The organism is Streptomyces formicae, assembly GCF_002556545.1.
GTDB lineage: Bacteria > Actinomycetota > Actinomycetes > Streptomycetales > Streptomycetaceae > Streptomyces > Streptomyces formicae_A.
In genome coordinates this window covers 6,905,464-6,931,701 of record NZ_CP022685.1, presented here as the reverse complement: position 1 = coordinate 6,931,701, position 26,238 = coordinate 6,905,464, and the positions used below count along the sequence as shown (strand labels likewise).

The 26,238-nt window shown below is 70.1% G+C and carries 22 protein-coding genes; 10 read left to right on the top strand and 12 right to left on the bottom strand.

All coding sequences use genetic code 11. The annotated features are described in order from the left end of the window. The first annotated feature begins 177 nt into the window (after positions 1-177). A complete protein-coding gene (locus tag KY5_RS30375) occupies positions 178-2,631 on the top strand; it encodes a DNA gyrase/topoisomerase IV subunit A (protein ID WP_098245207.1) in 2,454 nt (817 codons plus the stop codon). A gap of 17 nt (positions 2,632-2,648) precedes the next feature. Here KY5_RS30375 and KY5_RS30370 read toward each other — a convergent pair whose 3' ends face one another. Then, a complete protein-coding gene (locus KY5_RS30370) occupies positions 2,649-3,752 on the bottom strand; it encodes a CobW family GTP-binding protein (protein WP_234362919.1) in 1,104 nt (367 codons plus the stop codon). A gap of 345 nt (positions 3,753-4,097) precedes the next feature. On the opposite strand from KY5_RS30370, the gene KY5_RS30365 reads away from it, so the two are divergent. The 4 genes from KY5_RS30365 (at position 4,098) to KY5_RS30350 (ending at position 6,214) form a co-directional block, all read left to right on the top strand. Further along, positions 4,098-4,673, top strand: a complete 576-nt coding sequence (locus tag KY5_RS30365) for a DUF6082 family protein (protein ID WP_199843306.1) — start codon at positions 4,098-4,100, stop codon at positions 4,671-4,673. A 95-nt stretch (positions 4,674-4,768) separates the two neighbouring features. Then, positions 4,769-5,005 carry a hypothetical protein gene (locus KY5_RS30360; protein ID WP_098245205.1) on the top strand — a complete coding sequence of 79 codons (237 nt, stop codon included), beginning with the start codon at positions 4,769-4,771 and terminating at the stop codon, positions 5,003-5,005. A gap of 124 nt (positions 5,006-5,129) precedes the next feature. Next, a complete protein-coding gene (locus KY5_RS30355; RefSeq protein WP_098245204.1) occupies positions 5,130-5,390 on the top strand; it encodes a hypothetical protein in 261 nt (86 codons plus the stop codon). Positions 5,391-5,518: 128 nt separating this feature from the next. Continuing rightward, the gene (locus KY5_RS30350; protein ID WP_234362918.1) at positions 5,519-6,214 is read left to right on the top strand and encodes a DUF6082 family protein; all 696 of its coding nucleotides are present in this window, start codon (positions 5,519-5,521) and stop codon (positions 6,212-6,214) included. Here the strand turns inward: KY5_RS30350 and KY5_RS30345 are convergent. After that, positions 6,169-7,383, bottom strand: a complete 1,215-nt coding sequence (locus KY5_RS30345; protein ID WP_098245203.1) for a citrate synthase/methylcitrate synthase — start codon at positions 7,381-7,383, stop codon at positions 6,169-6,171. The genes KY5_RS30350 and KY5_RS30345 overlap by 46 nt on opposite strands. 120 nt (positions 7,384-7,503) lie before the next feature. Here KY5_RS30345 and KY5_RS30340 point away from each other — a divergent pair, with 120 nt between their 5' ends. The 4 genes from KY5_RS30340 (at position 7,504) to KY5_RS30325 (ending at position 12,190) form a co-directional block, all read left to right on the top strand. Continuing rightward, positions 7,504-8,760 carry a citrate synthase family protein gene (locus KY5_RS30340; protein ID WP_098245202.1) on the top strand — a complete coding sequence of 419 codons (1,257 nt, stop codon included), beginning with the start codon at positions 7,504-7,506 and terminating at the stop codon, positions 8,758-8,760. Between the two features lie 151 nt (positions 8,761-8,911). After that, entirely contained in the window at positions 8,912-9,847 is a 936-nt protein-coding gene (locus KY5_RS30335; protein ID WP_098245201.1) for a sucrase ferredoxin, read from the top strand. A gap of 28 nt (positions 9,848-9,875) precedes the next feature. Further along, positions 9,876-11,516 (top strand): ATP-binding protein, encoded by a 1,641-nt coding sequence (locus KY5_RS30330; protein WP_098245200.1) that lies wholly within the window; start codon positions 9,876-9,878, stop codon positions 11,514-11,516. Then, positions 11,513-12,190, top strand: a complete 678-nt coding sequence (locus tag KY5_RS30325) for a response regulator (protein ID WP_098245199.1) — start codon at positions 11,513-11,515, stop codon at positions 12,188-12,190. Before KY5_RS30330 ends, KY5_RS30325 begins: the two co-directional genes overlap by 4 nt. A 62-nt stretch (positions 12,191-12,252) precedes the next feature. On the opposite strand, the gene KY5_RS30320 is transcribed toward KY5_RS30325, so the two are convergent. The 6 genes from KY5_RS30320 to KY5_RS30295 all read right to left on the bottom strand — a co-directional run bounded on the left by KY5_RS30320 (position 12,253) and on the right by KY5_RS30295 (position 19,301). Further along, on the bottom strand, positions 12,253-13,845 hold the full coding sequence (locus tag KY5_RS30320) for a cation acetate symporter (protein WP_098245198.1): 1,593 nt from the start codon (positions 13,843-13,845) through the stop codon (positions 12,253-12,255). Next, complete coding sequence (locus KY5_RS30315; RefSeq protein ID WP_098245197.1) at positions 13,842-14,408, bottom strand: DUF485 domain-containing protein; 567 nt, start codon at positions 14,406-14,408, stop codon at positions 13,842-13,844. The genes KY5_RS30320 and KY5_RS30315 overlap by 4 nt, the downstream gene beginning before the upstream one ends. A 110-nt stretch (positions 14,409-14,518) precedes the next feature. Then, a complete protein-coding gene (locus tag KY5_RS30310; protein ID WP_098245196.1) occupies positions 14,519-15,286 on the bottom strand; it encodes a response regulator transcription factor in 768 nt (255 codons plus the stop codon). Beyond that, positions 15,283-16,425: a sensor histidine kinase gene (locus tag KY5_RS30305; RefSeq protein WP_098245195.1), complete on the bottom strand. Its 1,143-nt coding sequence runs from the start codon at positions 16,423-16,425 to the stop codon at positions 15,283-15,285. Before KY5_RS30305 ends, KY5_RS30310 begins: the two co-directional genes overlap by 4 nt. Continuing rightward, complete coding sequence (locus tag KY5_RS30300) at positions 16,422-16,934, bottom strand: DUF1453 family protein (RefSeq protein WP_098245194.1); 513 nt, start codon at positions 16,932-16,934, stop codon at positions 16,422-16,424. Before KY5_RS30300 ends, KY5_RS30305 begins: the two co-directional genes overlap by 4 nt. Before the next feature lie 243 nt (positions 16,935-17,177). Continuing rightward, the gene (locus tag KY5_RS30295) at positions 17,178-19,301 is read right to left on the bottom strand and encodes a DNA gyrase/topoisomerase IV subunit B (RefSeq protein WP_098245193.1); all 2,124 of its coding nucleotides are present in this window, start codon (positions 19,299-19,301) and stop codon (positions 17,178-17,180) included. Between the two features lie 442 nt (positions 19,302-19,743). On the opposite strand from KY5_RS30295, the gene KY5_RS30290 reads away from it, so the two are divergent. After that, complete coding sequence (locus KY5_RS30290; RefSeq protein WP_055544920.1) at positions 19,744-19,974, top strand: DUF7455 domain-containing protein; 231 nt, start codon at positions 19,744-19,746, stop codon at positions 19,972-19,974. 166 nt (positions 19,975-20,140) lie between these two features. Here the strand turns inward: KY5_RS30290 and KY5_RS30285 are convergent, their stop codons facing one another. The 4 genes from KY5_RS30285 to KY5_RS30270 form a co-directional block, all read right to left on the bottom strand. After that, the gene (locus KY5_RS30285) at positions 20,141-20,971 is read right to left on the bottom strand and encodes a serine protease (RefSeq protein WP_098245192.1); all 831 of its coding nucleotides are present in this window, start codon (positions 20,969-20,971) and stop codon (positions 20,141-20,143) included. A gap of 140 nt (positions 20,972-21,111) precedes the next feature. Then, entirely contained in the window at positions 21,112-22,656 is a 1,545-nt protein-coding gene (locus tag KY5_RS30280; RefSeq protein ID WP_098245191.1) for an RNA polymerase sigma factor, read from the bottom strand. A gap of 454 nt (positions 22,657-23,110) precedes the next feature. Next, complete coding sequence (locus KY5_RS30275) at positions 23,111-23,998, bottom strand: FadR/GntR family transcriptional regulator (protein WP_199843301.1); 888 nt, start codon at positions 23,996-23,998, stop codon at positions 23,111-23,113. A 162-nt stretch (positions 23,999-24,160) separates the two neighbouring features. Further along, positions 24,161-26,104 (bottom strand): ATP-binding cassette domain-containing protein, encoded by a 1,944-nt coding sequence (locus KY5_RS30270; RefSeq protein ID WP_098245189.1) that lies wholly within the window; start codon positions 26,102-26,104, stop codon positions 24,161-24,163. Between the last annotated feature and the right edge of the window lie 134 nt (positions 26,105-26,238).

Here is a 26,238-nt window from a genome sequence, read left to right as displayed (position 1 = left end):
CCAGTCCTGACACTGTATGCAAGCGTGCCGACACCTGAGGAAGTTCCCGCTCCGCCCTCGGCGTAGTCGACGCGTGACGGCGCCGGAGCACGGGTCGTGGTCGGCGTTGTCAGTGGGACGGTCCACAATGGTCGGCGTCAGATCCCGCACTTGCTTGGTGAAGGAGCCGCAGCAGCGATGGCCCGCCGCAGCACGAAGACCCCGCCGCCCGAAGACTCGTACGAGGAGAAGATCCTCGACATCGACGTCGTCGACGAGATGCAGGGCTCCTTCCTCGAGTACGCGTATTCGGTCATCTACTCCCGCGCCCTGCCGGACGCCCGCGACGGCATGAAGCCGGTGCACCGCCGGATCGTCTACCAGATGAACGAGATGGGCCTGCGCCCCGACCGCGGCTACGTGAAGTGTGCCCGTGTCGTCGGCGAGGTCATGGGTAAGTTGCACCCCCATGGCGACGCGTCGATCTACGACGCGCTGGTCCGCATGGCCCAGCCCTTCTCGATGCGCCTGCCCCTGGTGGACGGCCACGGCAACTTCGGCTCGCTCGGCAACGACGACCCGCCGGCCGCCATGCGGTACACCGAGTGCAAGATGGCCGACGCCACCTCCCTGATGACGGAGTCGATCGACGAGAACACGGTCGACTTCGAGCCGAACTACGACGGCCAGGAGATGGAGCCGGTCACTCTCCCGGCGGCCTACCCGAACCTCCTGGTCAACGGCGCGTCGGGCATCGCGGTCGGCATGGCGACGAACATGCCGCCGCACAACCTCGGCGAGGTCATCGCCGCCGCCCGGCACCTGATCAAGCACCCGGGCGCCGACCTCGACACGCTGATGAAGTTCGTGCCGGGCCCCGACCTGCCCACGGGCGGCCGGATCGTCGGCCTCGGCGGCATCAAGGACGCGTACGAATCCGGCCGAGGCACCTTCAAGACCCGCGCGACGGTCTCCGTGGAGAACGTGTCGGCGCGCCGCAAGGGCCTGGTCGTCACCGAACTGCCGTTCACCGTCGGCCCGGAGAAGGTGATCTCCAAGATCAAGGACCTGGTCGGCTCCAAGAAGCTGCAGGGCATCGCCGACGTCAAGGACCTCACCGACCGTTCGCACGGCCTGCGCCTCGTCATCGAGATCAAGAACGGCTTCGTCCCCGAGGCCGTCCTGGAGCAGCTCTACAAGCTGACGCCGATGGAGGAGTCCTTCGGCATCAACAACGTGGCGCTGGTGGACGGCCAGCCGCTCACGCTCGGCCTCAAGGAGCTCCTCGAGGTCTACCTCGACCACCGCTTCGACGTGGTGCGCCGCCGCAGTGAGTTCCGCCGCGGCAAGAAGCGCGACCGGCTGCACCTGGTCGAGGGCATCCTGGTCGCCCTCCTGGACATCGACGAGGTCATCCGCCTCATCCGCTCCAGCGACAACTCCGCGCAGGCCAAGGAGCGCCTGATGGAGCGCTTCTCGCTGAGCGACATCCAGACGCAGTACATCCTGGACACGCCGCTGCGCCGACTGACCAAGTACGACCGCATCGAGCTGGAGTCCGAGCGCGACCGGCTCAACGGCGAGATCGACGAGCTGACCGGGATCCTGGAGTCGGACACCGAGCTGCGCAAGCTCGTCTCCACCGAACTGGCCGCCGTCGCCAAGAAGTTCGCCACCGACCGGCGCACGGTGCTCCTGGAGTCGGCGGGCACCCCCGTGGCCTCGGTCTCCCTCCAGGTCGCGGACGACCCGTGCCGGGTCCTCCTGTCGTCGACGGGCCTGCTCGCCCGTACGGCCAACGGCGAGCCCTTCGCGGAAGGCGACGCCAAGCGCGTCAAGCACGACGTGATCGTCTCCGCGGTCCCCGCGACGGCCCGCGGCGAGGTCGGCGCCGTCACCTCCGAGGGACGGCTGCTGCGCCTCTCCGTAGTGGACCTCCCGCAGCTTCCGGAGACGGCGGGCACGCCCAACCTCTCCGGCGGGGCGCCCGTCTCGGAGCTGCTCTCCCTGGAAGGGGACGAGAAGCTGATCTGCCTGATGACGCTCGACGAGTCCTCGCCGGGCCTCGCGCTCGGCACCGAGCAGGGCGTCGTCAAGCGCGTGGTCCCCGACTACCCGTCCAACAAGGACGAGTTGGAGGTCATCACCCTCAAGGACGGCGACCGGATCGTCGGCGCGGCCGAGCTGCGCACCGGCGAGGAGGACCTGGTCTTCATCACGGACGACGCCCAGCTGCTGCGCTACCAGGCGTCCCAGGTCCGCCCGCAGGGCCGCCCCGCGGGCGGCATGACGGGCATCAAGCTCGCCGACGGCGTGAAGGTCATCTCCTTCACCGCGGTGGACCCGGCGGTCGACGCGGTCGTGTTCACGGTGGCGGGCTCGCGCGGCACGCTCGACGACTCGGTGCAGACGACGGCGAAGCTCACGCCGTTCGACCAGTACCCCCGCAAGGGCCGCGCCACGGGCGGTGTCCGGGTGCAGCGGTTCCTGAAGGGCGAGGACTGCCTGAGCTTCGGCTGGGCGGGCCCGACGCCGCCGCACGCGGCACAGCGCAACGGCGCGCCCGCCGAGCTTCCGGAGATCGACCCGCGCCGCGACGGCTCGGGCGTCTCCCTGGCGAAGCCGGTGGCTTCGGTGGCGGGCCCGGTGTGATCAGCGGCTGGTAGCCGCTAGCTCTCGGCGTCCGGCTCCTGGACGTACCGCAGTACGCCCCACATGCCCTGCTCATCGGCGTGTGGGGCGTCCTCGCGACAGGCCTCGAGCTCCTTCTCCAGAGCCGGCACGTCGACGCCCGACCCGATGAGCACGAGCTGGGTCAGCCGCGCCTCCCCCGGGCCCCACGGCTCAGGGTAGAACCGCAGGAACCGCCCCACGGCGTGCACCTCGTACCGGTTCCTCGGGTCGGCAGGACCAAAATCGACGTACCCCTTGATGCGGTAGAGCCCTTCGGGCCTGCTGTCGAGAAGCGCCATCAAGGGGCGCGGCCCCAGGGGCACTTCGGAGACGAAGGAGAGGCTTTCGTAGGCGGTGTGCAGGTGGCCTTCGTGCCCGCAGTCACTCGCGGAGTGCGCGTTCCCGTCATGCCCGCAACCGTCATGCCCGCAGCCGTCTCCCTCGTCGCGTGTGTCCTCGCGCAGGTCCTCGAACGACAGCTGCCCGATCCGCTCCCCCACGGGCTTCCGGTCGAGGAGCATCTCCACGTCCACTCGCCCGTACGAGGCGGACACCACGGCCGCCCGGTCCGTCAGCCCTCCCACGACCCCGAGGACGCCCTCACGCTCCTCGTCGGACACCCGGTCGGCCTTGTTGACCACGACGAGATCGGCGATGCCCAGATGGCGATCGACCTCGGGGTGCCGCTCCCGGGTGGCGTCGAACTCTGCGGCGTCGACGACCTCGACGATCCCGCCGTACACGATGTGCGGGTTCTCGCTGGCGAGGAGCATCTTCACGAGCTCCTGCGGCTCCGCGAGCCCGCTCGCCTCGATGACGATGACGTCGATCCCCGCGGCGGGCCTGGCGAGCCGGTCCAGGTACTCGTCGAGTTCGCTGGCGTCGACCGCGCAGCACAGACATCCGTTGCCGAGCGAGACCGTCGAGTCCCCGAGCTGCCCCGCGACCGACATGGCGTCGATCTCGATCGAGCCGAAGTCGTTGACGATCGCCCCGATCCGGGTGCCGCCGCTGCGGTGCAGCAGATGGTTCAGCAGGGTCGTCTTTCCCGAGCCGAGGAAACCGGCGAGGACGACGACCGGGATCTGCTGCTTGTTCACGTGGGCCTCTCGTGTCGACGCTTCTGCGCGTCGCGCCGGATCTCGTCGGGCCTCGTCGGACCTCATCGAATCCCGTACGACGATGGAAGACCGTCCCAGGATATGTGCGCGGAGAGGGTCGCGGAGTGAACGATTGTTAGCGGCGCTCGCGGGGCACACATTGGGCACGGCGCCCGGATGTGCGACCACCGCTTCCTTCCGTGCGCCGCCTCTCCGCCTCCCCGCCGATCAGAGCCGCTCGGCACCCTGGGAGACGGCAAGCGCACCGCCCATCGCTCGCCGGTCCGCTCCCTGTCGACCCGCATCCCGACGACCGGCGGACGGTCGCCTATTCGGGGGGTTGACATGGCCACACTGAAATCTTGGACACGGGAGGTGGGTCCGGCCGCGACGGCGGGGCTCTCATTCGCGGCTGGAACGTTCCTGCTGCTCCGCGGCAAAGGGTGGCGCCGGTCGGCGCACCTCGAGGAACACGACCGCAGGGCCGCCGAACACGAACGCCTGGCCCAGGCCGCACAACGCAGGAACGCGGCCCTCACCGAACAGCACCGGCTCCACTTCGACCTCCTGTGCAAGGCGATGGGGGACGCCTCGCTCGCGGCGGTCCTGAACACCTACGAGGAGGAGATCCCACCTGAGCGCCAACGCCAGTTCCTCTTCGCCAACGCTCTGTACATCAACGCGCTGCATGCCCATCGGATCGGCGCCATGAGCCTGGGAGAGCTGCACGGACACCTTCGGGTGATGTGCCAGAACCCGATCTTCCGGCACTACTGGGATGCCACGCGGCACCATCGCGCCAGCCTGGACCGCTCCTCCGACGAGGCCAAAGTGGGCCGCATGATGGATCGCCTGGACCTCGAACTACAGGAAGCGGACACCGACGAGTGGTGGGTGGTGGGCGAACCTCCCGTCGAATAGGGCCGGTTGGATGACACTGGGACCGTCTCGCGGCATCTAGCGGCTAGCCTGTCGCCACCCAGCTCAGCACCCATCGCCCGAGGACAGGGATCCCTTTGAACATCGTGCGCCGCATCGGCGTGCCTCCCCGCTTGCGGGGCAGCGCAACCGGCCAGACCTGCCCCGACATCTTTGAGCTCAGCGACGGGAACTTCGCCGTCATCGGGACGGACAAGACCGAAGCGCTCAAGGGCGAACTGCCCGCTGACGCCGGATGCGCCGACTACGAGCGCATCGTCGTCGTCAGCCGAGAGACCCTCGTCCGAGCCAAGGTCGACATCCCCGAGGCCTGAGCCGCTCGACGCCCCCGCTGCACCGGACCCGGTCATTCAGCGCCCTTCACCATCACCCTTGGTGACTGTTCAGATACGCACAGCTCGACTTCATCGATCTCCACCCGCCCTCAAGGAGGCCGTCATGGCCGTCCGTCTAGGCCGAAAGCCGTACATAGCACGCAGGCTGGGCGTTCCCCCACGCCAACGAGGCAGCCTCTCCGGAGAGACCTGTCCCGACATCTTCGAGCTCAGCGACGGGAACTTCGCCGTCATAGGGACCGACGCGACCGAGACCCTGCGGCACGCCCTGCCACCGGGCCTCGTCTGCAGCCAGGACCAGCGCATCGTCGTGATCACCCGCGAGACCCTCCTGCGGGCCAGGTCCGACATCCCCGACGCGTAGCAGGTCCGGCCCGGGGCACCCCCCGGGCCGGACGTCTCCGCGATCGCGCACCCGGCCCCTCCACAGGGGCCGGGCACGTTTCCGCCCCCTGCCCACGGGAAGAATTCCGCGAACCCAGGGAGGGACTGATGGCACGTCAGCAGGCTTGGCGTACCGCACTCTCCGTCGGCGCGTGGACCGCGGCCGTCGTCGCGGGGGTCGCGCTCGTGGGCGTGGCCTCCTTAGCCGTCAGCGGCTGGCTGATACGCGGCGTGGAGGCGACCAACGGCGACCGGCGGACGGCGGAGGAGCGCAGCTCACTGGGGGACTACTTCGGCGGCGTGAGCGCGGTGTTCTCCGGCCTCGCCCTGCTACTGCTCGTCGCCACCCTCCTCTTCCAGCAGCGGGAACTGCGGATGCAGCGGCTCGAACTCTCCCTCCAGCGCGCGGAACTGATCGCCTCGCGCGACGAACTGCACCGCAGCGCGGAGGCCGACCTGCGCACGCTGCACGTCCAGCTGACGCAGATGGTCATGGACGACCCCTCCCTGGCCGCGGTGTGGAACGACTTCCGCGGGGAGCCGGATTCCGCACTCCGCCAGAACCTCTTCGCCAACCTCACCTTCAACCACTACGTACTGGCCTACAGCTGGGGCAGCTTCTCCGAGGACGACTTGATCGCCCACGCCGAGAACCTGCTCGACAGCAGCACGTTCCGGCGCTACTGGAACGCCACCAGGGCACACAAGGCGCAGCTCTCGCCCGACAGCCCCGAGGGGCGGGTGTTCCAGCTCTTCGATCAGGCCTTCGCCGACCGGCTGCAGGCGCCACCGGCTTCCCCTTGAGGCGCCGGTACGGGAGCGGGCGGCACCTCCCCCACATACCGCGCCGCAGGCCGAATGATCTTCGAATCCCGGGCCTGCTCCAGGACGTTGGCGCTCCAGCCCACCACCCGCGCCGCGGCGAACGTCGGCGTGAACATCTCGCGCGGCAGGCCGCACAGCTCCATGACGACCCCGGCGTAGAACTCCACGTTCGTGTGCAGTTCGCGCCCCGGCTTCAGCTCCGCCAGGATCGCCTCCACCTGCCGCTCCACCTCGATCGCGAACTCGACCAGGTCCCCGCCGAACCGCCCCGCGATGCCCCGCAGCATGCGCGAGCGCGGGTCCTCGGTGCGGTAGACGGGGTGGCCGAAGCCCATGATGCGGTCGCCCGCCAGGACCCGCTCCCGGATCCAGCCGTCGATGCGGTCGCGCGTGCCGATCGCGTCGAGCGTGTCGAGGGCCCGGCTCGGCGCCCCGCCGTGCAGCGGCCCGGAGAGCGCCCCGACCGCGCCCACCAGACAGGCCGCCACATCCGCACCGGTCGACGTGATGACCCGCGCCGTGAAGGTTGACGCGTTGAAGCCGTGATCAATGGTCGAGATCAAGTACTGCTCGATCGCCCGCCCCCGGGCGGCATCCGGCTCCGAACCGGTCATCATGTACAGGTAGTTGGCGGCGTACGACAGATCGTCGCGCGGCTCGACGGGTTCGAGGCCCTGCCCGAGCCGGTGGAGCGCCGTGAGCAGGGTGGGCACCACCGCGGCCGCGGCCAGGGCGTCCTCGCGCCGCCGGTCGTCGTCGATGTCGTACACGGGGCGGAAGCCCTTCGACGCCCCGAAGAGCGACAGGGCGGTGCGCAGCCCGGAGAGCGGCCCCGACAGCGCGCTGGCCCTGGCGATGGCGGGCAGCGCCTCGCGCACCTCGTCGGGCAGGTGCCGCAGCGACGCGGTCCGCGCGGCGAAGGCGGCGCTCCGCCCCGCGTCCGGCAGCTCGCCGTGGAACATCAGATGCCATACGTCCTCGAAGCTGCGGCTCTGCGCGAGCTCGACGGCCGAGTACTGGCGGTAGTGGTAGAAGCCCTCGTGTCCCCTGACGTCTCCGAGCTCTGTCTCGGTGACGACGACACCGGCGAGTCCTCGTGGGACCTCGACCGGCTCGGCGGGGGTGGCGGTGGAGCCATTGATCGGCATGTTCTTCCTCGACTTCCTCCCTGGACTTGATGTGACTGTCCATGATTGATTGAAGACCTGTCAATATTGATTGAATCAATGTGCAAGTCCAGTCGTCAGGATGCGGATACGGTGACGCCCATGACGGATCAAGGAACCCCGCGCGAGGGTCGGCGGCTCAGCACCAAGGAGGCCGCCGAACTGCTCGGCGTGAAGCCCGAGACCGTGTACGCGTACGTGAGCCGAGGCCAGCTCGGCAGCAGCCGCGGCGCCGGTTCACGGGGCAGCACCTTCGACCCCAAGGAGGTCGAGGCGCTGGCCCGCAGGAACAGACGGGAACCCGCCGCTCCGACCACCGCCAACGAACTCTCCGTACGCACCCGCATCACGTTGATCGACAAGGACCGCTACTACTACCGCGGCGTCGACGCGGCACAGCTCGCCCTGACCCACTCCTACGAAGAGGTGGCCGAGTGGCTGTGGACCGGCGTCCTGCGCCCCGGCATCGGCTTCGTCGCCCCCAAGGAGACCGTCACCACGGCCCGCCGCGCGGTCAACGCGCTGCCCGAGCACAGCGGTCCGACGGACCGGCTGCGCGTCGCCGCGATCTCCGCCGCGGCCGCCGACCCGCTCCGTTTCGACCTCTCCGAAGAGGCCGTCATCGGCACCGCGCGCTCCCTGATCCCCACGCTGGTCGCCGCGCTCCCACCGGTCCTTCCCGGCCACAAGGACGAGGGCCCGCTGGCGCGACGCCTGTGGGCGCGGCTGACCGGCCACAAGCCCGACGCCGCCTCGCTGCACGCCCTGGACACCGCCCTCGCGCTGCTCGTCGACCACGACCTCGCGGCCTCGACGCTCGCCGTCCGCGTCGCCGCCTCCGCTCGCGCCCACCCCTACGCGGCGGTCTCGGCCGGACTCGGCGTCCTGGAGGGCCCGCTGCACGGCGCGGCCAGCGGTCTGGCCCACCGCATGCTCCTCGACGTGCTCGACCGGGGCAGCGCGACCCCCGTAGTGGCCGACGAACTGCGCGCGGGACGCCGGGTCCCCGGGCTCGGCCACCGCCTCTACCCGGGCGAAGACCCGCGCGCGCAGGCGCTGTTCGGCCTCCTGAAGGAGATGCCGTCGGCCGGTCCTGCCCTCGCCGCGGCCCGCGACGTGGTGGCCACCACCGCCCGCCACACGAACCTGCACGCCAACGTCGACCTCGCCCTGGCCGTCCTCAGCGCCTCCTCGGGGATGCCCGCGGAAGCAGGCGAGACGATCTTCGCGGTGGCCCGTACGGCGGGCTGGATCGCGCACGCCCTGGAGGAGTACGACGAACGGCCGCTGCGGATGCGTCCCAGCGGCCAGTACGTGGGCGCACGTCCGCCCCAGCCCATGCCGTCCGCTTCCGATTAGCCACTGTCGTCGTCCTCTTCTTAATCACTATCATCGTCCTCTTCGCCGTCGTCCTCTTCGTGCGCTTCGTCGTCGTCCTCTTCGTGAACGGCCTGAGTCCTTCGACGAGGCGTGAACGGCCCGGGGCGGAGCGCGGGTTAGGCTCGCCTGCGTGAGTACGTGCGCCACCGCATCGCGGGACCTGAACGAGCCGCTCGCGGGGACCGCCGCCACCGCCAGGACATGGCTCCTCCTCGAACAACCCGGCCCCTGGGGTGCCAAGGCGCTGACATCCAGCCATCTCGATCCCGAGGTCGGCCGCGCCCTGGAGCGGGCCGCGGAGGGCACCGGCGTACGCGTCGCACTCATCCGCCGCCCAGGGCGGCACGCCGACTGTCACGCACCCACCCGGCACCGCGTGTACATCGCCCACACCGCACCGGGCCGCACCTGGCTGCGCGGCCAAGTGGTCGACGACCCACGGCAGTTGCTGGACCTGGACTTCACGGCCCTCGGCGCCGGTGAACACGGCGGATTCGGCACCCCGCACACCGGAGCCCCACTCGCCCTCGTCTGCACCAACGGCAAGCGCGACCGTTGCTGCGCCCTGCTCGGCAGGCCGCTGGCCGCCGAACTCGCCTCGCTCGGCGAAGAGGGCGTCTGGGAGGTCACTCACCTGGGCGGCCACCGCTTCTCCCCCACGCTGCTCGTGCTGCCGTACGGGTACGCGTACGGCAGGGCCGGTGCGGACGCTGTCAAGGAGATCCTCGCCGCGGTCCGCACCGGCCGCGTCGTCACCGAAGGGTGCAGGGGCAGCTCCGCCTGGGAGCGCCCGGGACAGGCCGCCGAACTCGCGGTGCGCACCGCGACGGGCGAGGACGCCGCGGGAGCCCTGAGCGTCGCGCACACGGACGGCACGGCCCCGCGCTGGCAGGTGACCGTCGCCCACGCCGACGGCCGCCGCTGGCGGGTCCTCGTCGCCCAGGGAGGCTCACTGCCGCCCCGCCCGGAGAGCTGCGGCGGGACCCTCGGGTCTCCGGCGCGGATGGACGTGGTGGCGGTACGGGAGATCACGCACGAGATCCCCGCCACAGTGACTACGGAGTAGCCCGCCCCCGGCCGTACCGTTCGTAACCATGAGCCCGACCTCCCCTGCGCGACGCCTCCGCCTCGGCCTGCCCCGGCGCGTGTTCTCGCAGGTCCTGCTGATGCAGCTGGCGATCGCCGCCGGGGTCGCGGTGCTCGCCACGGGGCTCTTCCTCGCGCCGCTCAGCGACCAGCTCGACGACCAGGCGATGCGTCGCGCACTCGCCATCGCGCAGACCACGGCGGCCCAGCCGGAGATCGCCGAGGATCTGGAGTCCACGGCTCCGCGGCCGGACGGCGCCGTACAGACCGCTGCCGACCGGATCCGCAGGGCCAGCGGCGCCGAGTACGTCGTGATCATGAACAAGGACGGGGTGCGCTGGTCCCACACCGACCCGGACCAGATCGGCAAGGTCGTCTCCACCGACCCCAGTGACGCGCTCGCGGGCCAGGACGTCATGGAGATCGACAACGGGACCCTGGGCCGCTCCGCCCGCGGCAAGGTGCCGCTGCGCGACGCGGAGGGGCGCATCGTGGGCGCCGTCTCCGTAGGCATCGAGTACGACAGCGTGCGCGCCCGCCTGATCCACTCCATCCCCGGGCTGCTCGCCTACGCGGGAGGGGCGCTAGCGGTCGGCGCGCTCGCCGCGTACCTGATCTCCCGAAGGGTGCAGAAGCAGACCCGCGACCTCGCCTTCTCGGACATCTCCGCGCTGCTCGCGGAGCGCGAGGCCATGCTCCACGGCATCCGCGAGGGCGTCGTCGCCCTGGACCGAGGGGGCAGGATCCGGCTGCTCAACGACGAGGCGCAGCGCCTCCTGGGCCTCGACGGCGAGGCGATCGGGAAGCCGCTGGACGAGGCCCTCGGCGAGGGACGCACGACCGACGTCCTCGCGGGGCGGGTCACCGGCACCGACCTCCTGACCGTGCGCGGTCAGCGCGTCCTCATCGCCAACCGCATGCCCACCGACGACGGCGGCGCCGTGGCCACCCTGCGCGACCGCACGGAGCTGGAACAGCTCGGCCGCGAACTCGACTCCACCCGCGGCCTCATCGACGCCCTGCGCGCCCAGGACCACGAACACGCCAACCGCATGCACACCCTCCTCGGCCTGCTCGAACTGGAGATGTACGAGGAGGCCGCCGAGTTCGTCGGCGAGGTGGCGGGCGCGCACCGGGTGACCGCCGAGCAGATCACCGAGAAGATCCGCGACCCGCTGCTCGCGGCCCTCCTGGTCGGCAAGGCCACGGTCGCGGCGGAGCGCGGCGTCGCCCTCGACGTGCCGCGCGACACCGCGCTCCCGGACCGGCTCGTCGACCCGGGCGGTCTGGTCACGATCGTCGGCAACCTCGTGGACAACGCACTCGACGCGGCCGCGGGCACCCGCCACGCACGCGTGGAGGTCGCCGTGCGCGCCGAGGGACGCTCCGTCGTCCTGCGGGTGCGTGACACCGGTCCCGGAGTGCCCGCAGAGCAGCGCGAGACGATCTTCACCGAGGGCTGGAGCACCAAGGAGCCCCCGGCGCACGGCAAGCGTGGCATCGGCCTCGCCCTGGTGCGCAGGCTCGCCGAGCGGCAGGGCGGCAGCGCCCGGGTCGGCGAGACGCCCGAGGGCGGCGCCGAGTTCACCGTCGTCCTGCCCGAAGCGCTCACCGAGCCCGAGCTCGCCACCACGGAGGAAGCACGATGATCGAGGTCCTGGTCGTGGACGACGACGTCCGGGTCGCCGACGTCAACGCCGCCTATGTCGCGAAGATCCCCGGCTTCCGAGTGGCGGCGAAGGCGCACAACGCGGCCGAGGCGCTCCGGCTCGTCGAGGACGTCCCCGTGGACCTGGTCCTGCTGGACCATTACCTGCCGGACGAGACGGGCCTCTCGGTCGTACGTACGTTGCGTGAGCGCGGCCACCAGACCGACGTGATCATGGTGACCGCGGCGCGCGACGTGGCCACGGTGCAGGCGGCGATGCGGCACGGCGCGCTCCAGTACCTGGTCAAGCCGTTCTCCTACGCGGGCCTGCGCGCCAAGCTCGACGCGTACGCGACCCTGCGCCGCACCCTGGACGGCGGCGGCGAGGCAGAACAGGCCGAGGTCGACCGGATCTTCGGCGCCCTCTCGGCGACCACGGCGCCCGACCTGCCCAAGGGGCACTCCCCCACCACGGCGGAGCTGGTGCGCAGGGCCCTGATGGCCGCTGAGGGGCCGCTCTCGGCCCAGGAGCTGGCGGACCACACCCGGCTGAGCCGTCAGACGGCACAGCGCTATCTGAAGCTCCTGGAGCGCGCGGGCCGGGTCAGGCTGAGCCTCAAGTACGGCGACACCGGCCGCCCCGAGCATCGCTACGAGTGGGCAGCGAGCGTCTAGGCACCGGCCTGCCCACCCGGAGCCGGGGTCGAGGTCTCGGTCAGGTTGATGCCGGGGAATCGTTACACCGCCCCGGCACCGGTGAGCGACCGCACCTCCGTCTCCGCGTGCTTGGCCTCGTCCGCGGGCTCGTGCGAGGTCACCGTGCCGAGCCACCCGGCGAGGAAGCCCAGCGGGATGGAGACGAGACCGGGGTTCTCCAGGGGGAAGTACTGGAAGTCCACGCCGGGGAAGAGCGCGTCGGGCCCTCCGGAGACCACGGGCGACAGCACGACCAGCGTGAGCGCGGGCACCAGTCCCCCGTACACCGACCACACCGCGCCCCGCGTGGTGAAGTTCCGCCAGAACAGCGAGTAGAGCAGCACCGGCAGGTTGGCGGACGCGGCGACCGCGAAGGCGAGGCCCACCAGGAACGCCACGTTGAGGTCGCGGGCCAGCAGCCCGAGCCCGATCGCGAGCACGCCGATCCCGGCTGCGGCGACCCGCGCCACCGCCACCTCGCTGCGCGGCTTCGCGTTCCGTCGCCGCAAGGAGGCGTACAGGTCATGGGCCACGGACGCCGACGAGGCGAGCGTGATCCCGGCGACCACGGCGAGGATCGTGGCGAAGGCGATGGCGGCGACGATCGCGAACAGAACCGTTCCCCCTGTGGAGTCCGCGCCACCACCCAGATCGAGCGCAAGCAGCGGAACTGCCGTGTTCCCCGCGGCATTCGACCCGCGCACCGCGTCGGACCCCACAATGGCGGCCGCCCCGAAGCCCAGCACGATCGTCATCAGGTAGAAGCTCCCGATGAGCCCGATCGACCAGACCACCGAGCGCCGGGCGGCCCGCGCGGTCGGCACGGTGTAGAAGCGCGAGAGGATGTGCGGCAACCCCGCGGTGCCGAGCACGAGCGCGAGCCCGAGGCTGATGAAGTCCAGCCTCGAGGTCCAGTCCCCGCCGTACCTCAGCCCGGGCGCGAGGAACCGCTCTCCCTGCCCACTGTGATCGGCGGCGGTCCGCAGCAACTGGTCGAAGTCCCCGTGGAAGCGCACCAGGACGAGCACGGTCAGCGCGATCGCCCCGCACATCAGCAGGACCGCCTTGACGATCTGGATCCAGGTGGTGGCCCTCATCCCTCCCATCGACACATAGATCACCATGAGCGCGCCGACGCCGATCACCGTCCAGGTCTGCGCCGCCCCGCTCGTCCCTCCGAGCAGCAACCCCACCAGCGAGCCCGCCCCCACCATCTGCGCCACCAGATAGAGCACGGACACGGTCACCGAGGACGTTCCCGCCGCGATCCGCACCGGACGCTCCCGCATCCGCGCGGCCACGACATCGGCGAGCGTGAACCGCCCGCAGTTGCGGACCAGTTCGGCCACCAGGAACAGCACCACGAGCCAGGCCACGAGGAAGCCCACCGAGTACAGCAGCCCGTCGTACCCGAAGAGCGCGATCAGCCCGGAGATGCCGAGGAACGAGGCGGCCGACATGTAGTCGCCCGCGATGGCAAAACCATTCTCCATGGGCGAGAAGAGCCGTCCGCCCGCGTAGAACTCCTCCGCCGAGCCGTGCCGGTTGCGGCTCACCCACGTGGTGATGGCGAGCGTGACGGCCACGAACACGCCGAACAGCAACAGCGCCAAGGTCTGGTGATCCCCGGTCATCGCTCGATCCCCTGCTCTCGTGCCACCTCACGCACGCGCTGCCGCTCCTGTTCCTGCTCCCGCTTCTGCTCGAAGACGGCCCAGCGCAGATCCAGCGCCGCACGATCCCTGCGCAGCCGCGCATGCCGGACATACGCCCAGGTCAGCAGGAACGTCGTGAAGAACTGCCCGAGCCCCGCCAGCATCGCCACATTCACCGCACCGGCGACGGGCCGCGCCATCAGCCCGGGCGCCGTCGTCGCGGTCACGACGTACGCCACGTACCAGGTGAAGAAGACCGCGACGCCCGGGATCACGAACCGCCGGTACCGACCGCGCACTTCCTGGAAGGCCTCGCTGCGCTGCACCTCCAGGTAGATGTCGGCAGGACTCGCACCGTGCCGCTCAGAGGTCACCGGGGAATGGGACGGGGACGGCGCCACGGAAGCCGGGACGCCCGTGCCGTCCAACTCTCCCCAGCCGGAGGCGAGCGCGTCGTACCAGGGATCCCTTTGATCACCGATCCGGCCCTGTCCCCCACCGCCCCGACCCGACCCGGCATCGGGCCCGTCGTGCTTCTCCACCGAACTCTCCTTGTCCGCTGCCCTGTTCGGCCGCGTGCCCAAGGATGGACAGAAGGGGAAGATCCCTGACTCTTCTCCTCGCGCTCTTCACCCCATCAGGTGAAGGGCCCTCAGATACGCACGCTCCCTGGAGGCTTGGCGAGTCCGTGCCGGTAGGCGTAGCGCACGGCCTGCGCGCGGTCCTTGAGGCCCGTCTTCGCGAAGAGATTGTTGATGTGCGTCTTCACCGTGGCGGTGGAGACGTGCAGGGCCCGGGCGATCTCGTGATTCGACATCCCCTCCGCGATCAGTACGAGCACTTCGGTCTCCCGCGCGGTGAGACCGTCCGGCGGCTCCGCGGCCACGGCGGGCCCGTCATCCGGCTCCGACAGCCGCTCCAGAAGCCGCCGTTGGATGCTCGGCGAAAGCCCCGCGTCACCCGAGAGCACGTCCTCGACGGCCCGCACGATCTCGTCCCCACCCGCGTCCTTGGTGAGATAGCCGCGCGCGCCCGCTCTCAGCGCGGGGAACAGCGAGTCGTCGTCGGCGTACGTGGTGAGCACGACGACCTGCGTCCCCGGATACTCCGCACGGATACGCCGCGTGGCCTCCGCCCCGTCGCAACGGGGCATGCGCAGGTCCATCAGCACCACGTCCGGCGCGAGTTCGGCCACGAGCCGGACGGCTTCCTCGCCGTCGCCCGCGGAACCCACGACCTCGATGCCGGGGAGCAGCCCGAGCAGCATCACGATGCCCTCGCGCACCACGGTCTGGTCGTCGGCCACGATCACCCGCGCGGGCGGCTTCGCCCCGGCGCCTCTCCCCTCGCCCACTGTCTTGCCCGCTGTCCTGTCCGCTCCGTCGTCCGCGGTCCCGGTGGCACCGTCGTTCTCTGTCATCCCGGCACCCTCAGCGTCACCACGAAGCCCTCCTCGCCCGGCCCTGCTTGCAGGGACCCGCCCAGCAGCTCGGCCCGCTCACGCATGCCCAGCAGACCGTACCCGGCTCCGGAGGCGGCGAGCTCCCCCGCAGGTCCGCCCGAATCGCTTACCTCCAGCCTCACTTCGCCCTCGCCGTACTCGAGAGACATCTGCACCTTCGCGCCCGGAGCGTGCTTGCGCACGTTCGTCAGAGCCTCCTGCGCCACCCTGCGCACCGCCTGGGACGCCTCGGCGGGCAGCGGGCGCCGCTCTCCCGTCACGGTGACCGACGCCCGGTCCGTCGTGACCAGCTCGCGCAGGAAGTCCTCGACCGGAGTCATCTCCCCGCGCAACGCGGAGAGCGCCTGTCTGGTCTCGGCGAGCCCCTCGCGGGCCATGGACCGAGCCGCCACCACACGGTCCAGGATCTGCTGCTTGGTCGCGTCCCTCTCGATCAACAGGCGGGCCGCCTCGAGGTGGACGAGCTGCGCGGAGAGGCTGTGCGCGAGCACGTCGTGGATCTCACGCGCGATGCGGGCCCGCTCGGCGAGCGCGGCCGCTTCCGCCTCAGCGACGCGCGCCGCCCGCTCCTGCGTCAGCAGCCGATGAGCACTCCCCCGCGCCTCCGCGTCGAGCCTCAAGGTGTACCCGGCCAGCACGAGGCCCACGACGGTGAGTGCCGTGGTGAGCCAGCTGTCGTCGTTGTACGCGACGAACCCGGTCATCCCCACGAGCACGCAGGGAGCACCGGCCACCAGCGGCAGCCGCTCCAGGGCGGAGATGGCCGAGCCGCACCACAGCACCAGGGCGAGGAGTCTCCAATCACCCAGCTCCGCGGCGAGCGCAGACGCCAGGAGCAGCGCCATCAGTCCCAGTGACGGCCACAGTCGATGAGCGAACGAGATGCGGAAGAACGCCCACCCGAAGAACGCGGTCGCCACGACCAGGCCCACCCCGGCCGCCAGATGCCAGCCCCGCTCCTTGTGGAACGCTTGCCACAGCAGGCTGCCGAGGATCAGCACGCGCAGGACCCGGACGAACCACAGCCGGGCGATGCTCATCCCCGCCCAGGTGAGCGCCTCCCTGGAGGGCCATCGCGTCCATCGGTCCCAGCTCACACGGGGTCCTTCCGCAGGGGTTCGTACGCCGCGTCGGCAACACCGTACGTCCGGTTTCCGGCGCCGGTCCGTTGCAGGAGCAGCCCGCTGCGGACCAGCAGCGTGGCCGCCAGCGCCAGCATCAGAGTGGCGCTGCCCTGACGCACGTCCAGTGCCGCGCCGAGCCCGAACAGACCGGCCCGCAGCCCGATCCCGACGGCCCAGACGAGCGCGGTGGCCTTGGTCCCCTTGCTCCACGCGGTGCCGTCGGCCTCGGTCCAGACGTGCGAGGTCCGCGCCCAGCCCGCGCCCATGGCCAGGCCGACGAGCAGCTCCGCGACGAGCAGCACCACGGACGCCGTCTGGTGATGGTGGTCGATCAGGTCGGGCTCGCGGACGGCCAGGAAGACGAGGACCGCCGGTATGACCCACCAGCGCCGGTCCGTGCCGATCTGCTGGGCCTTGAATTGGCGCACGATCACCAGCACCACGACGGCGCAGATCACCACAGCGTTGGTGAGCCCGGACATGTCAGCCTCCGCACGACGAGGAAGGGCGAGGCCGATCCGCGGAGGATCGACGCCTTCGACGCTACGGAAATCGCCCGGTCGGGAGATCGGCGCAGGGGTGGAACGCGGGTGGATCCGTGCGCTCCACCCATGGGTGGAGCGCACGGTACGGGCTGCGCGGAGCGGCCGGGTCGGAGTAAGTGACGCCCACGTCACGCGCCGCCGATGTCGTGCGCCGAACCCCTCACGCGCAACCCGCTCCGCTCACGCGTCGATGCGCGACCGGTCCAGCGTCGCGGCGGACTTCGTGATGAATTCCTTGCGCGGGGCGACGTCGTTGCCCATCAGCAGATCGAAGACCTGCTCGGCGGAGTCCAGCTCGCCGATGTTGATCCGGCGCAGCGTGCGGTACCGCGGGTCCATCGTCGTCTCGGCCAGCTGGTCGGCGTCCATCTCGCCCAGACCCTTGTACCGCTGGATCGAGTCCTTGTACCGCACGCCCTTGCGCTGGAACTCGAGCAGCGTCTCGCGCAGCTCGCGGTCGGAGTACGTGTAGATGTACTTGTCCTGGCCCTTCTTGGGCTGGACCAGCTCGATGCGGTGCAGGGGCGGCACGGCGGCGAAGACCCGTCCGGCCTCCACCATCGGGCGCATGTACCGCTGGAAGAGGGTGAGGAGCAGGATGCGGATGTGCGCGCCGTCGACGTCGGCGTCGACGAGCAGGATGATCTTGCCGTAGCGCGCCGCGTCGATGTCGAAGGTCCGGCCGGACCCCGCTCCTATGACCTGGATGATCGCGCCGCACTCGGCGTTCTTCAGCATGTCCGAAACGGATGCCTTCTGAACGTTGAGGATCTTGCCGCGGATCGGCAGCAGGGCCTGGAACTCGGAGTTCCGGGCCAGCTTGGCGGTGCCGAGCGCGGAGTCCCCCTCGACGATGAAGAGCTCGCTGCGCTCCACGTCGTCACTGCGGCAGTCGGCGAGCTTCGCGGGCAGCGAAGAGGACTCCAGAGCGGTCTTCCTGCGCTGGGCGTCCTTGTGCTGGCGGGCCGCGATGCGCGTACGGGCCGCGGCGACGGCCTTCTCCATCACCGCGCGGGCCTGGGCCTTCGCGTCCCGCTTGGTGGAGGTCAGGAACGCCTTGAGCTCCTTGGCGATCACGTTGGCGACGATGCGGTTGGCCGCCGAGGTGCCGAGCACCTCCTTGGTCTGGCCCTCGAACTGCGGCTCGGCGAGCCGGACCGTGACCACGGCCGTGAGGCCCTCAAGGGCGTCGTCCTTGACGATGTCGTCCTCGGCCACGCGCAGCAGCTTCTGGCTGCGCAGCACCTCGTTCATCGTCTTGGTGAGCGAGCGCTCGAAACCGGTCACGTGGGTGCCGCCCTTGGGGGTGGCGATGATGTTGACGAAGGACCTGATCGTCGCGTCGTACCCGGTGCCCCAGCGCAGCGCCACGTCCACACCGAGCTCACGGGTGACCTCGGTCGGTGTCATCTGGCCGTGCTCGTCGAGGACCGGCACCGTCTCCTTGAAGGTGCCCTGCCCGGACAGCCGCAGGACGTCGCACACGGCCTTGTCCTGGGCCAGGTACTCGCAGAACTCGCTGATGCCGCCATCGAAGCGGAAGGACTCCTCGCCCTTGGTGCCGCCCTCGCCGAGCCCGAACTCATCACGTACGACGATGGTCAGACCGGGCACCAGGAAGGCGGTCTGCCGGGCCCGCTGGTGCAGATGCTCCAGCGACAGCTTCGCGTCCTTCAGGAAGATCTGGCGGTCGGCCCAGTACCGCACCCGCGTACCGGAGCGGGTCTTGGGGATCTTCTTGACCTTGCTCAGCGTGGCCGACGAGTCGAAGGCCGCTTCGGGCCCCGGCTTGGCGAAAGCACCCGGGACACCGCGCCGGAAGCTGATCGCATGGGTGTGCCCGGCGCGGTCCACCTCGACGTCGAGGCGGGCGGAGAGCGCGTTCACCACGGAGGCGCCCACGCCGTGCAGACCGCCGGAGGCGGCGTACGACCCGCCGCCGAACTTTCCGCCCGCGTGCAGCTTGGTCATGACGACCTCGACTCCGGAGAGGCCGGTCTTGGGCTCGACATCCACGGGGATGCCTCGGCCGTTGTCCCGGACCTCCACGGAGGCGTCGTCGTGGAGGATGACCTCGATGTGGTCGCAGTATCCGCCCAGGGCCTCGTCGACGGAGTTGTCGATGATCTCCCAGAGGCAGTGCATCAGGCCGCGGCTGTCCGTCGACCCGATGTACATGCCCGGACGCTTGCGGACGGCCTCGAGTCCCTCCAGGACGAGCAGGTGCCGCGCGGTGTAGTTGGAACCGTCCCGGTCTGCTCCGGTCAGCAACGCTGTGGACGGCACGGACGTCTCGGCGGTCACGCGGTTCGCTCCTCGCTGAATTTCAAAGGGAGTCCTTTGGGGTAAGGACGCGGCTTCGGTTGCCCGTCAGAGGGTACCGATGCCTGGTAGAGCCGTTGCTACGCCACCCTCGTCTCAACTCAGACTAGTCCAGACTCGCATACATGTTCGATCCCTCAATGGAGTGAAGCGCACGTCACGTTCCCTTCGAGGCATGAACCATTTAGGCTCCGGGCACGTCCTCATCTACAAGCCGGCAAGCCAGCCGGGGAGGACCCGACCTGTACACCAGCGCGAAACCGTAAGACACGTAAGAGACGCAATACGGCACATTCGCCGCCAACCGGCAACGGACAACCTCCTCGAAAAGAAACTTCGAGGAAAAGCCACGAGCGGGAACGTTTTCGGCCTGGTTGGATGTTGACCCTGGTACGACAGCTCGTCGAGCTAGAGAAGAGGCGACGTGACTACTGTTCTGACCCCCGCGAGCCCCCTGACGGCCGCTGATCGCTGCGACCGCTGCGGCGCCCAGGCATACCTGCGCGTCGTCCTGTTGAGCGGCGGTGAACTGCTCTTCTGCGCCCACCATGGCCGCAAGTTCGAGCCGGAACTCAAGAAGATCGCCGCTGAGATACAGGATGAGACGGAGCGACTGACCGCCGTTCCCGAAAGCGCCACCGAAGAGGAACGCTGACACCTCGCATCCACGACGAGCCAGCACCGGCACACAGGCCGGCGAACGGGCGGCCGCCCCCACCAACAGGTAGGGGCGGCCGCCCGCTCTCGTTACACAGGCGCCCAGGCGCCTTCTCGGGCGTCTGGGGCCCGCTCTTCCCGGCCGGGTCCGGGCACAGGCGTCCTCAGCCGCGCCCCTGCAGCGCTCTGGCGACGCCCGAGAGCCGCGTGTACACACCGGGACTTCCGGCCCGCCCACAGCCACTCCCCCAGGACACCAGCCCGATCAGCCGTCCACGCGCGACGAGCGGCCCTCCGCTGTCCCCCTGGCAGGCGTCGCGCCGACCCTCCAGCTCGCCCGCGCACACCATGGTGGCGGCCGTGTACGTTCCGTCGGAGCTGCCCGGATACGCCTCCTCGCACACGGCGTCGGAGAGCACGTCGACGCGCGCCGAGTGGAGCGTACGGGCGTAAGTCCCCGACCCCGTGGTGTCTCCCCAGCCGTAGACCGCGGCACCCGTGCCCGCCTCGTACGCCGGATCCCCCTGCTCGGCCACGGGGATCACGTACCCCTTGGGCAACGGCTCGGCCAGGGTCAGCGCCGCCACGTCGCCGGAGTTGGTGTAGCTGTCGTACTCCGGATTGATCCAGACGTCGCGCACCGCGATCTCCGCTCCGTCGGCCGCCCGCAGGTCACTGCGGCCCGCGATGACCTTCAGGTCCTCGACCTCGCTCAGCGGCACGCCGAGCACGTCCCGGCTCATGCAGTGCGCGGCGGTCAGGACCGTTGTGCGCCCGATCACCACGCCGCCGCAGAACTGTCCCGACCGGGTACCCCCGAACCGGTCACGACTGGAGAGCGCCACGGTCCACGGACTGTCGGAAGCCCGTACCGGACCACCCCCGATGACCACGCTGTCGGCTGACGCGGGAACCGGGGAGGCCAACGGCAGCGCGGCGGCAGCGGCCATCAGGGCCAGTGCCCCCGTCCGCACTCGGGCGAAGGGACGACGCATGCGATCTCCTCACTCTGGGTTGCCATTGCGTACCCAGAGTCATCCAGTGCAGCACACCGCGCACCCGCGCGCGAAAGGCCCGAAGTCTCGTGTCGGGAGACTTCGGGCCTTTCGTGGCGTGCGTCGGCTACTGTCGCTGCCTAGTCGAGGTAGTCGCGCAGCACCTGCGAGCGCGACGGGTGCCGCAGCTTCGACATCGTCTTCGACTCGATCTGACGGATGCGCTCACGCGTCACTCCGTAGACCTTGCCGATCTCGTCGAGGGTCTTGGGCTGGCCGTCCGTGAGACCGAAGCGCATGGAGACCACGCCCGCCTCACGCTCGGACAGGGTGTCCAGGACCGAGTGCAGCTGCTCCTGGAGGAGCGTGAAGCTGACCGCGTCGGCGGGCACGACCGCTTCGGAGTCCTCGATGAGGTCACCGAACTCGCTGTCGCCGTCCTCACCCAGGGGGGTGTGGAGGGAGATGGGCTCGCGGCCGTACTTCTGGACCTCGATGACCTTCTCGGGAGTCATGTCCAGTTCCTTGGCCAGTTCCTCCGGAGTGGGCTCACGGCCCAGGTCCTGGAGCATCTGGCGCTGGACACGGGCCAGCTTGTTGATGACCTCGACCATGTGCACCGGGATACGGATGGTGCGGGCCTGGTCGGCCATGGCGCGGGTAATTGCCTGACGGATCCACCAGGTGGCATACGTGGAGAACTTGTAGCCCTTGGTGTAGTCGAACTTCTCGACCGCGCGGATCAGACCGAGGTTGCCCTCCTGGATGAGGTCCAGGAAGAGCATGCCGCGGCCGGTGTAGCGCTTGGCCAGGGAGACCACCAGGCGGAGGTTGGCCTCCAGGAGGTGGTTCTTGGCGCGGCGGCCGTCCTCGGCGATGATCTCCAGCTCGCGCTTGAGCTTCGGCGCGAGCTTGTCGGCGTTGGCGAGCTTGTCCTCGGCGAACAGGCCGGCCTCGATGCGCTTGGCGAGCTCGACCTCCTGCTCGGCGTTGAGGAGCGGAACCTTGCCGATCTGCTTCAGGTAGTCCTTGACCGGGTCGGCGGTGGCACCGGCGGCAGCGACCTGCTGCGCGGGCGCGTCGTCCTCGTCCTCGTCGGAGAGCACGAAGCCCTGGGCGCCTTCCTCGGCGGGCTCACCCTCGCCGGGCTTGCCGGTCGCGGGTGCCTCCTCGGTGGCCTCTTCGTCCAGGAGCTCGTCGGCGTCCTTCTTGGAAGCGGACTTCTTGGCTGCCGTCTTCTTGACGGCGGTCTTCTTCGCAACGGCCTTCTTGGCCGTCGCCTTCTTGGCAGCGACCTTCTTCGCGGGCGCGTCCTCGGCGGTGCCGTCCGCGGCCGGTGCCTCAGTGGCGGCGGTGGCGGTGGGCTTCGCCGTGGCGGTCTTGGCCGCGACCGTCCTGGTCGCGGTGCGCTTGGCCGGACTCTTCGCTGCGACGCTCTTGCGGGGGCGCTTGGGCTCCGCGGCACTGACCATCAGCGTCACACCCTCTTCCTCGAGGATCTGGTTGAGGCTGCGCAGAACGTTCTTCCACTGAGTGGCCGGAATCTGGTCAGCTTCGAAGGCACGACGCACGTCATCGCCGGCGATCTGCCCATCAGCCTTTCCCCGCTCGATGAGCGCCATGACAGAGACGGATTCGGCGATCTCCGGCGGGAGCGTACGGGATGTGCTGGCCGACACGAACAACCTCTCGGAACGTTGGTAAACGACTTCCGGCCCCGTCCATTGTGGACCGGAGCCGACGACCGACGGCTGGGGATTGGGCCGACGGCGCGGGCGGGGCCGGGGAGCTGCACAGCGTCGCGAACGACCGCTGTATTCCCTCCTCGGCTATCACCTCTTAGGTCATCGCGCTGCTCCTACGAGCGTTACGCCCAATCTACGTGGCCCGAGTCACACCCCGTAAGTGCTCAAAAACGGCTAGATACGGTCAGAAGCGACTGATTCACCCGCACGAATGATCCCCCGACGCCCTGTAAGGCACCCCACGATCGCGTCGCCGGATCCCCGCCGGGCCCCTGAGGAGCCCGCGGGGATCCGGCGACACCGGGTGCGGCCACGGAGCCATCGGCGGCGTACGGAACGAAGCGGCGATGCCGACGGACGTGCACGCGTCGGATCCGCCGACGCGGACGCACGGTCAGTGCTCGCGAGGGGCAGGCACTACTCGCTCCACCTCCGGGTGGACGGTCAGCAGCTGCCGCATGGCCGCCTCGGCACCGGAACCATCGCCTGCCGCGAGGGCATCGACGATGCGGGAGTGGTGCACGAGGGAGCCTTCGCTGGGACGGTCACAGCCGGTGATCGGCCCGCCGGAGACCTGGAGGGCGGCCGAGACGATGCCGGACAGGTGTTCCAGCATCCGGTTGCCCGCGAGCTGGATCAGCAGCGAGTGGAACTCCGCGTCGGCACGGGAGAAGGTGATCGAGTCACCCTGTGCCAGGGCGTGCCCCATGATCTCGACCATGTCGGCGAGGCGCTGCTGCACCTCCTCGCGACCGTGCCCGGCGGCCAGGCGGGCGGCGAGCGGCTCGATCATCCAGCGCAGCTCGCCGAGCTCGCGCCGCTGATCGTCGCGCTGCGGCCCGAAAGCCCGCCATTCGATGATGTCGGGGTCGAGCAGATTCCAGTCGCTGACAGGACGCACGCGCGTGCCGACGTTGGGCCGGGCGCTGACCAGGCCCTTGGCCTCGAGCACGCGCAGCGACTCGCGCACGACGGTGCGGGAGACCTCGAAGCGCTGGCCGATCTCCTCGGGGACGAGCGGGCGATCGGCGCCCAGGTCGCCCGAGACGATCATCTGACCCAGCTGCTGAACGAGTTGGCCGTGCAGCCCACGGCCGCGGCTACCGGCGGTTCGCCGGCCCACGCGCCCCAGGTCCTGTCCGGCGCCGTCCCAGACGGGGGCGCCGACGCGATCCCCGCCGGGGGCTTCGGCATAGGGGTATCGGTCGAGTTCGCCCGGGCCTGCGAGACCGGAGTCGGCGGAGCGGGCGGTGGTCATCATGGTGTGCGCAAGGGTACTCACGGATGAGTTGTCGGCGCTGCCCCCAACTCCCTTGAGGTCTTTGGTGAAAAGCACACGAAAGGGTGATCGCTTACCCCACCGCAATTGACGCCTTATCGGAAAGAAATGGGCGTTATCCGGGGAGTTGCGCACAGCACCGCAACGGAAGGTGCCGGACGGTCCTCAACGGACCCTGCCGCGCATCGCCGTGAGCAGATACGCGCAGAGCAGAGCGGTCAACGACAACATCAGTGCGCCACCCACGGGTTGGGCGATCATGCGCACGCCACCGGCCAGGTACCGCTCGACTCCGAACGGCCACTGCACCAGCGCGAGGTCGCGCAGCCTCGCAGGAAGCCCCGCCGCCGATCGCACAGATGGTCCCTCCAAGGCCTTCTGTACGAGGGGTACGACGACGATCGGCACCGCGAGCACGGCGGCGAGGCCCGCGGTGGTGGACCGGAAGACGCCGGCGGCGAGCACCCCCGCCCACGCGCATCCGGTCACCAAGGCCACCCAACTCGCGCTCAGCGAAAGCCAGTCAGCGGGAACCTTCGTGAGTTCTTCTCCGTATACGAGATGGAGGAGCGCGGCGTCGGAGACCACCGCGAGCAGGCACAGCAGCAGCGCCGTGGCGGCGGCGACGAGCAGCTTGGCGCCGAGCAGCCCCAGGCGGCGCGGGACGGTGCCCCGGTCCGCGGCGAGGGCGGGGTGACGGAACTCGTCGCCGAACGCGAGCGCGCCGAGCAGACCGGCACCAAGAGCCGCGGGCGGCAGGGGAAGTTCCTCGGGCCATGCGGCGATGAGGCGCGCCTGCGGCGTATGACCGGCCCTGGCCAGGAAGACGGCGATCAGGGCGGAGACGGCCACGACGGCGGCCGCGGTGAGATAGCCACTGCCGACGCCCGCGACGCGACGCAGCTCGTACCGCAGAGGCCGGAGAGGACTCCGGCCGTGACGGACCGTGATGGGAGGCGGCAGCGAGGACGCCGGGTCCTGCGGGGCGGAAGGGCCCGCGGCGACGCGCGCGTGGTCGGCGTCACCAGCGCCCTCGAGAGGGACCAGCGGGGTCAGCAGGATCTCGGTCGGGTCCGGGTCTGGGGCGGGGCCTGGGTCTGGGTCTGGGCGTGGGTCGGAGTCGTCATCCGCGGCGACGTGGAGCCGACCATCGATTCGCTCACCGGTTCGGCTACCCGTTCGACTGTCGCTGCGGTTGCCGGGCGGGTCGGCCCTGACCTCCGTGGGCAACGACGGCCCCGCGTCCCCGATCTCATCGGCGAGTTGGTGGACGAGAATGCCGTGGCGATACGCGGCCTCCCCCACATCGGCACAGCTGCTGCCGTACACGGAGAGCCTGCTGCCGTCCTCGTTGACCACTTCCACGGAGCGTCGGCTCGCGCGCGCCTCCTTGGCGAGCAGCGCGCCGAGACGGGCCGCGTGGGGGCTCTGGACGGCGACCCTGGGGCGGAGCCTGGTGCGCGCGAAGTCCGCGACCTCCTGATCGGCGACGAGCCGCCCCGCCTCCAGTGTGACGACGCGATCGGCGGTCCTGGCGGCCTCTTTGGGGTCGTCCGTGGTGAACAGGACGGTGCCGCCCTGGCGCGCATGGGCTCTCAGAACGCCGTGCAGCCATCCGCTCTCCCGGGTCGAGAGCCCATGAGCAGGCGCGTCGAGAACAAGGGTGTGCGGGTCGGTGAGGAGTGCGCAGCCCAGTCCGAGGCGTCGGTCCATGCCGCGCGAGAGCGTACCGAGACGCTGGTCCCGCAGGCTGACGAGACCGATGACCTCGAGGACGTCGTCAGCCCGCTGCACGGGCACTCCACCGGCCGCGCAGAGCATGCGCAGATGCCCGCGGACCGAGCGGGCCGGGTGCCCAGGAACCTCACCCAGGAGAACGCCGACCTCGCGGGACGGACGGGCGATACGGTGCAGTGGGCGGCCTCTGAAGTACGCGATTCCACGGCCCTGTTGGAGTTCGAGCATCAGCCGCAGCGCCGTGGTCTTGCCGGCGGCCTCGGCGCCGAGCAGCGCCGTGACACGGCCGGTGCGCGCCTCGAAGGACACGTCGTCGACGGCGGGCGGGAGCTCCTGGCGGGGATTGCTGGTCAGTCCGATGGCCTGGATCATCGCTTCTCTCGCAGGATGTGCGACCGCTCGGCGGCCGGGATCCGTCCGCCGGATCGGGGACGGACGAACCCCGTGGGTACTGCAGCAAGATAACGCGATATTTCCGGCTTTTCGGGCAGGGCGTGAGCCACTGG

Bases quoted from the DNA above. Each gene is read 5' to 3' on its own strand.
- KY5_RS30375 (WP_098245207.1), top strand. From the start codon at position 178: ATGGCCCGCCGCAGCACGAAGACCCCGCCGCCCGAAGACTCGTACGAG.
- KY5_RS30365 (WP_199843306.1), top strand. From the start codon at position 4,098: ATGGCCACACTGAAATCTTGGACACGGGAGGTGGGTCCGGCCGCGACG.
- KY5_RS30355 (WP_098245204.1), top strand. From the start codon at position 5,130: ATGGCCGTCCGTCTAGGCCGAAAGCCGTACATAGCACGCAGGCTGGGC.
- KY5_RS30350 (WP_234362918.1), top strand. From the start codon at position 5,519: ATGGCACGTCAGCAGGCTTGGCGTACCGCACTCTCCGTCGGCGCGTGG.
- KY5_RS30345 (WP_098245203.1), bottom strand. From the start codon at position 7,383: ATGCCGATCAATGGCTCCACCGCCACCCCCGCCGAGCCGGTCGAGGTC.
- KY5_RS30340 (WP_098245202.1), top strand. From the start codon at position 7,504: ATGACGGATCAAGGAACCCCGCGCGAGGGTCGGCGGCTCAGCACCAAG.
- KY5_RS30330 (WP_098245200.1), top strand. From the start codon at position 9,876: ATGAGCCCGACCTCCCCTGCGCGACGCCTCCGCCTCGGCCTGCCCCGG.
- KY5_RS30325 (WP_098245199.1), top strand. From the start codon at position 11,513: ATGATCGAGGTCCTGGTCGTGGACGACGACGTCCGGGTCGCCGACGTC.
- KY5_RS30320 (WP_098245198.1), bottom strand. From the start codon at position 13,845: ATGACCGGGGATCACCAGACCTTGGCGCTGTTGCTGTTCGGCGTGTTC.
- KY5_RS30310 (WP_098245196.1), bottom strand. From the start codon at position 15,286: ATGACAGAGAACGACGGTGCCACCGGGACCGCGGACGACGGAGCGGAC.
- KY5_RS30300 (WP_098245194.1), bottom strand. From the start codon at position 16,934: ATGTCCGGGCTCACCAACGCTGTGGTGATCTGCGCCGTCGTGGTGCTG.
- KY5_RS30285 (WP_098245192.1), bottom strand. From the start codon at position 20,971: ATGCGTCGTCCCTTCGCCCGAGTGCGGACGGGGGCACTGGCCCTGATG.
- KY5_RS30270 (WP_098245189.1), bottom strand. From the start codon at position 26,104: ATGATCCAGGCCATCGGACTGACCAGCAATCCCCGCCAGGAGCTCCCG.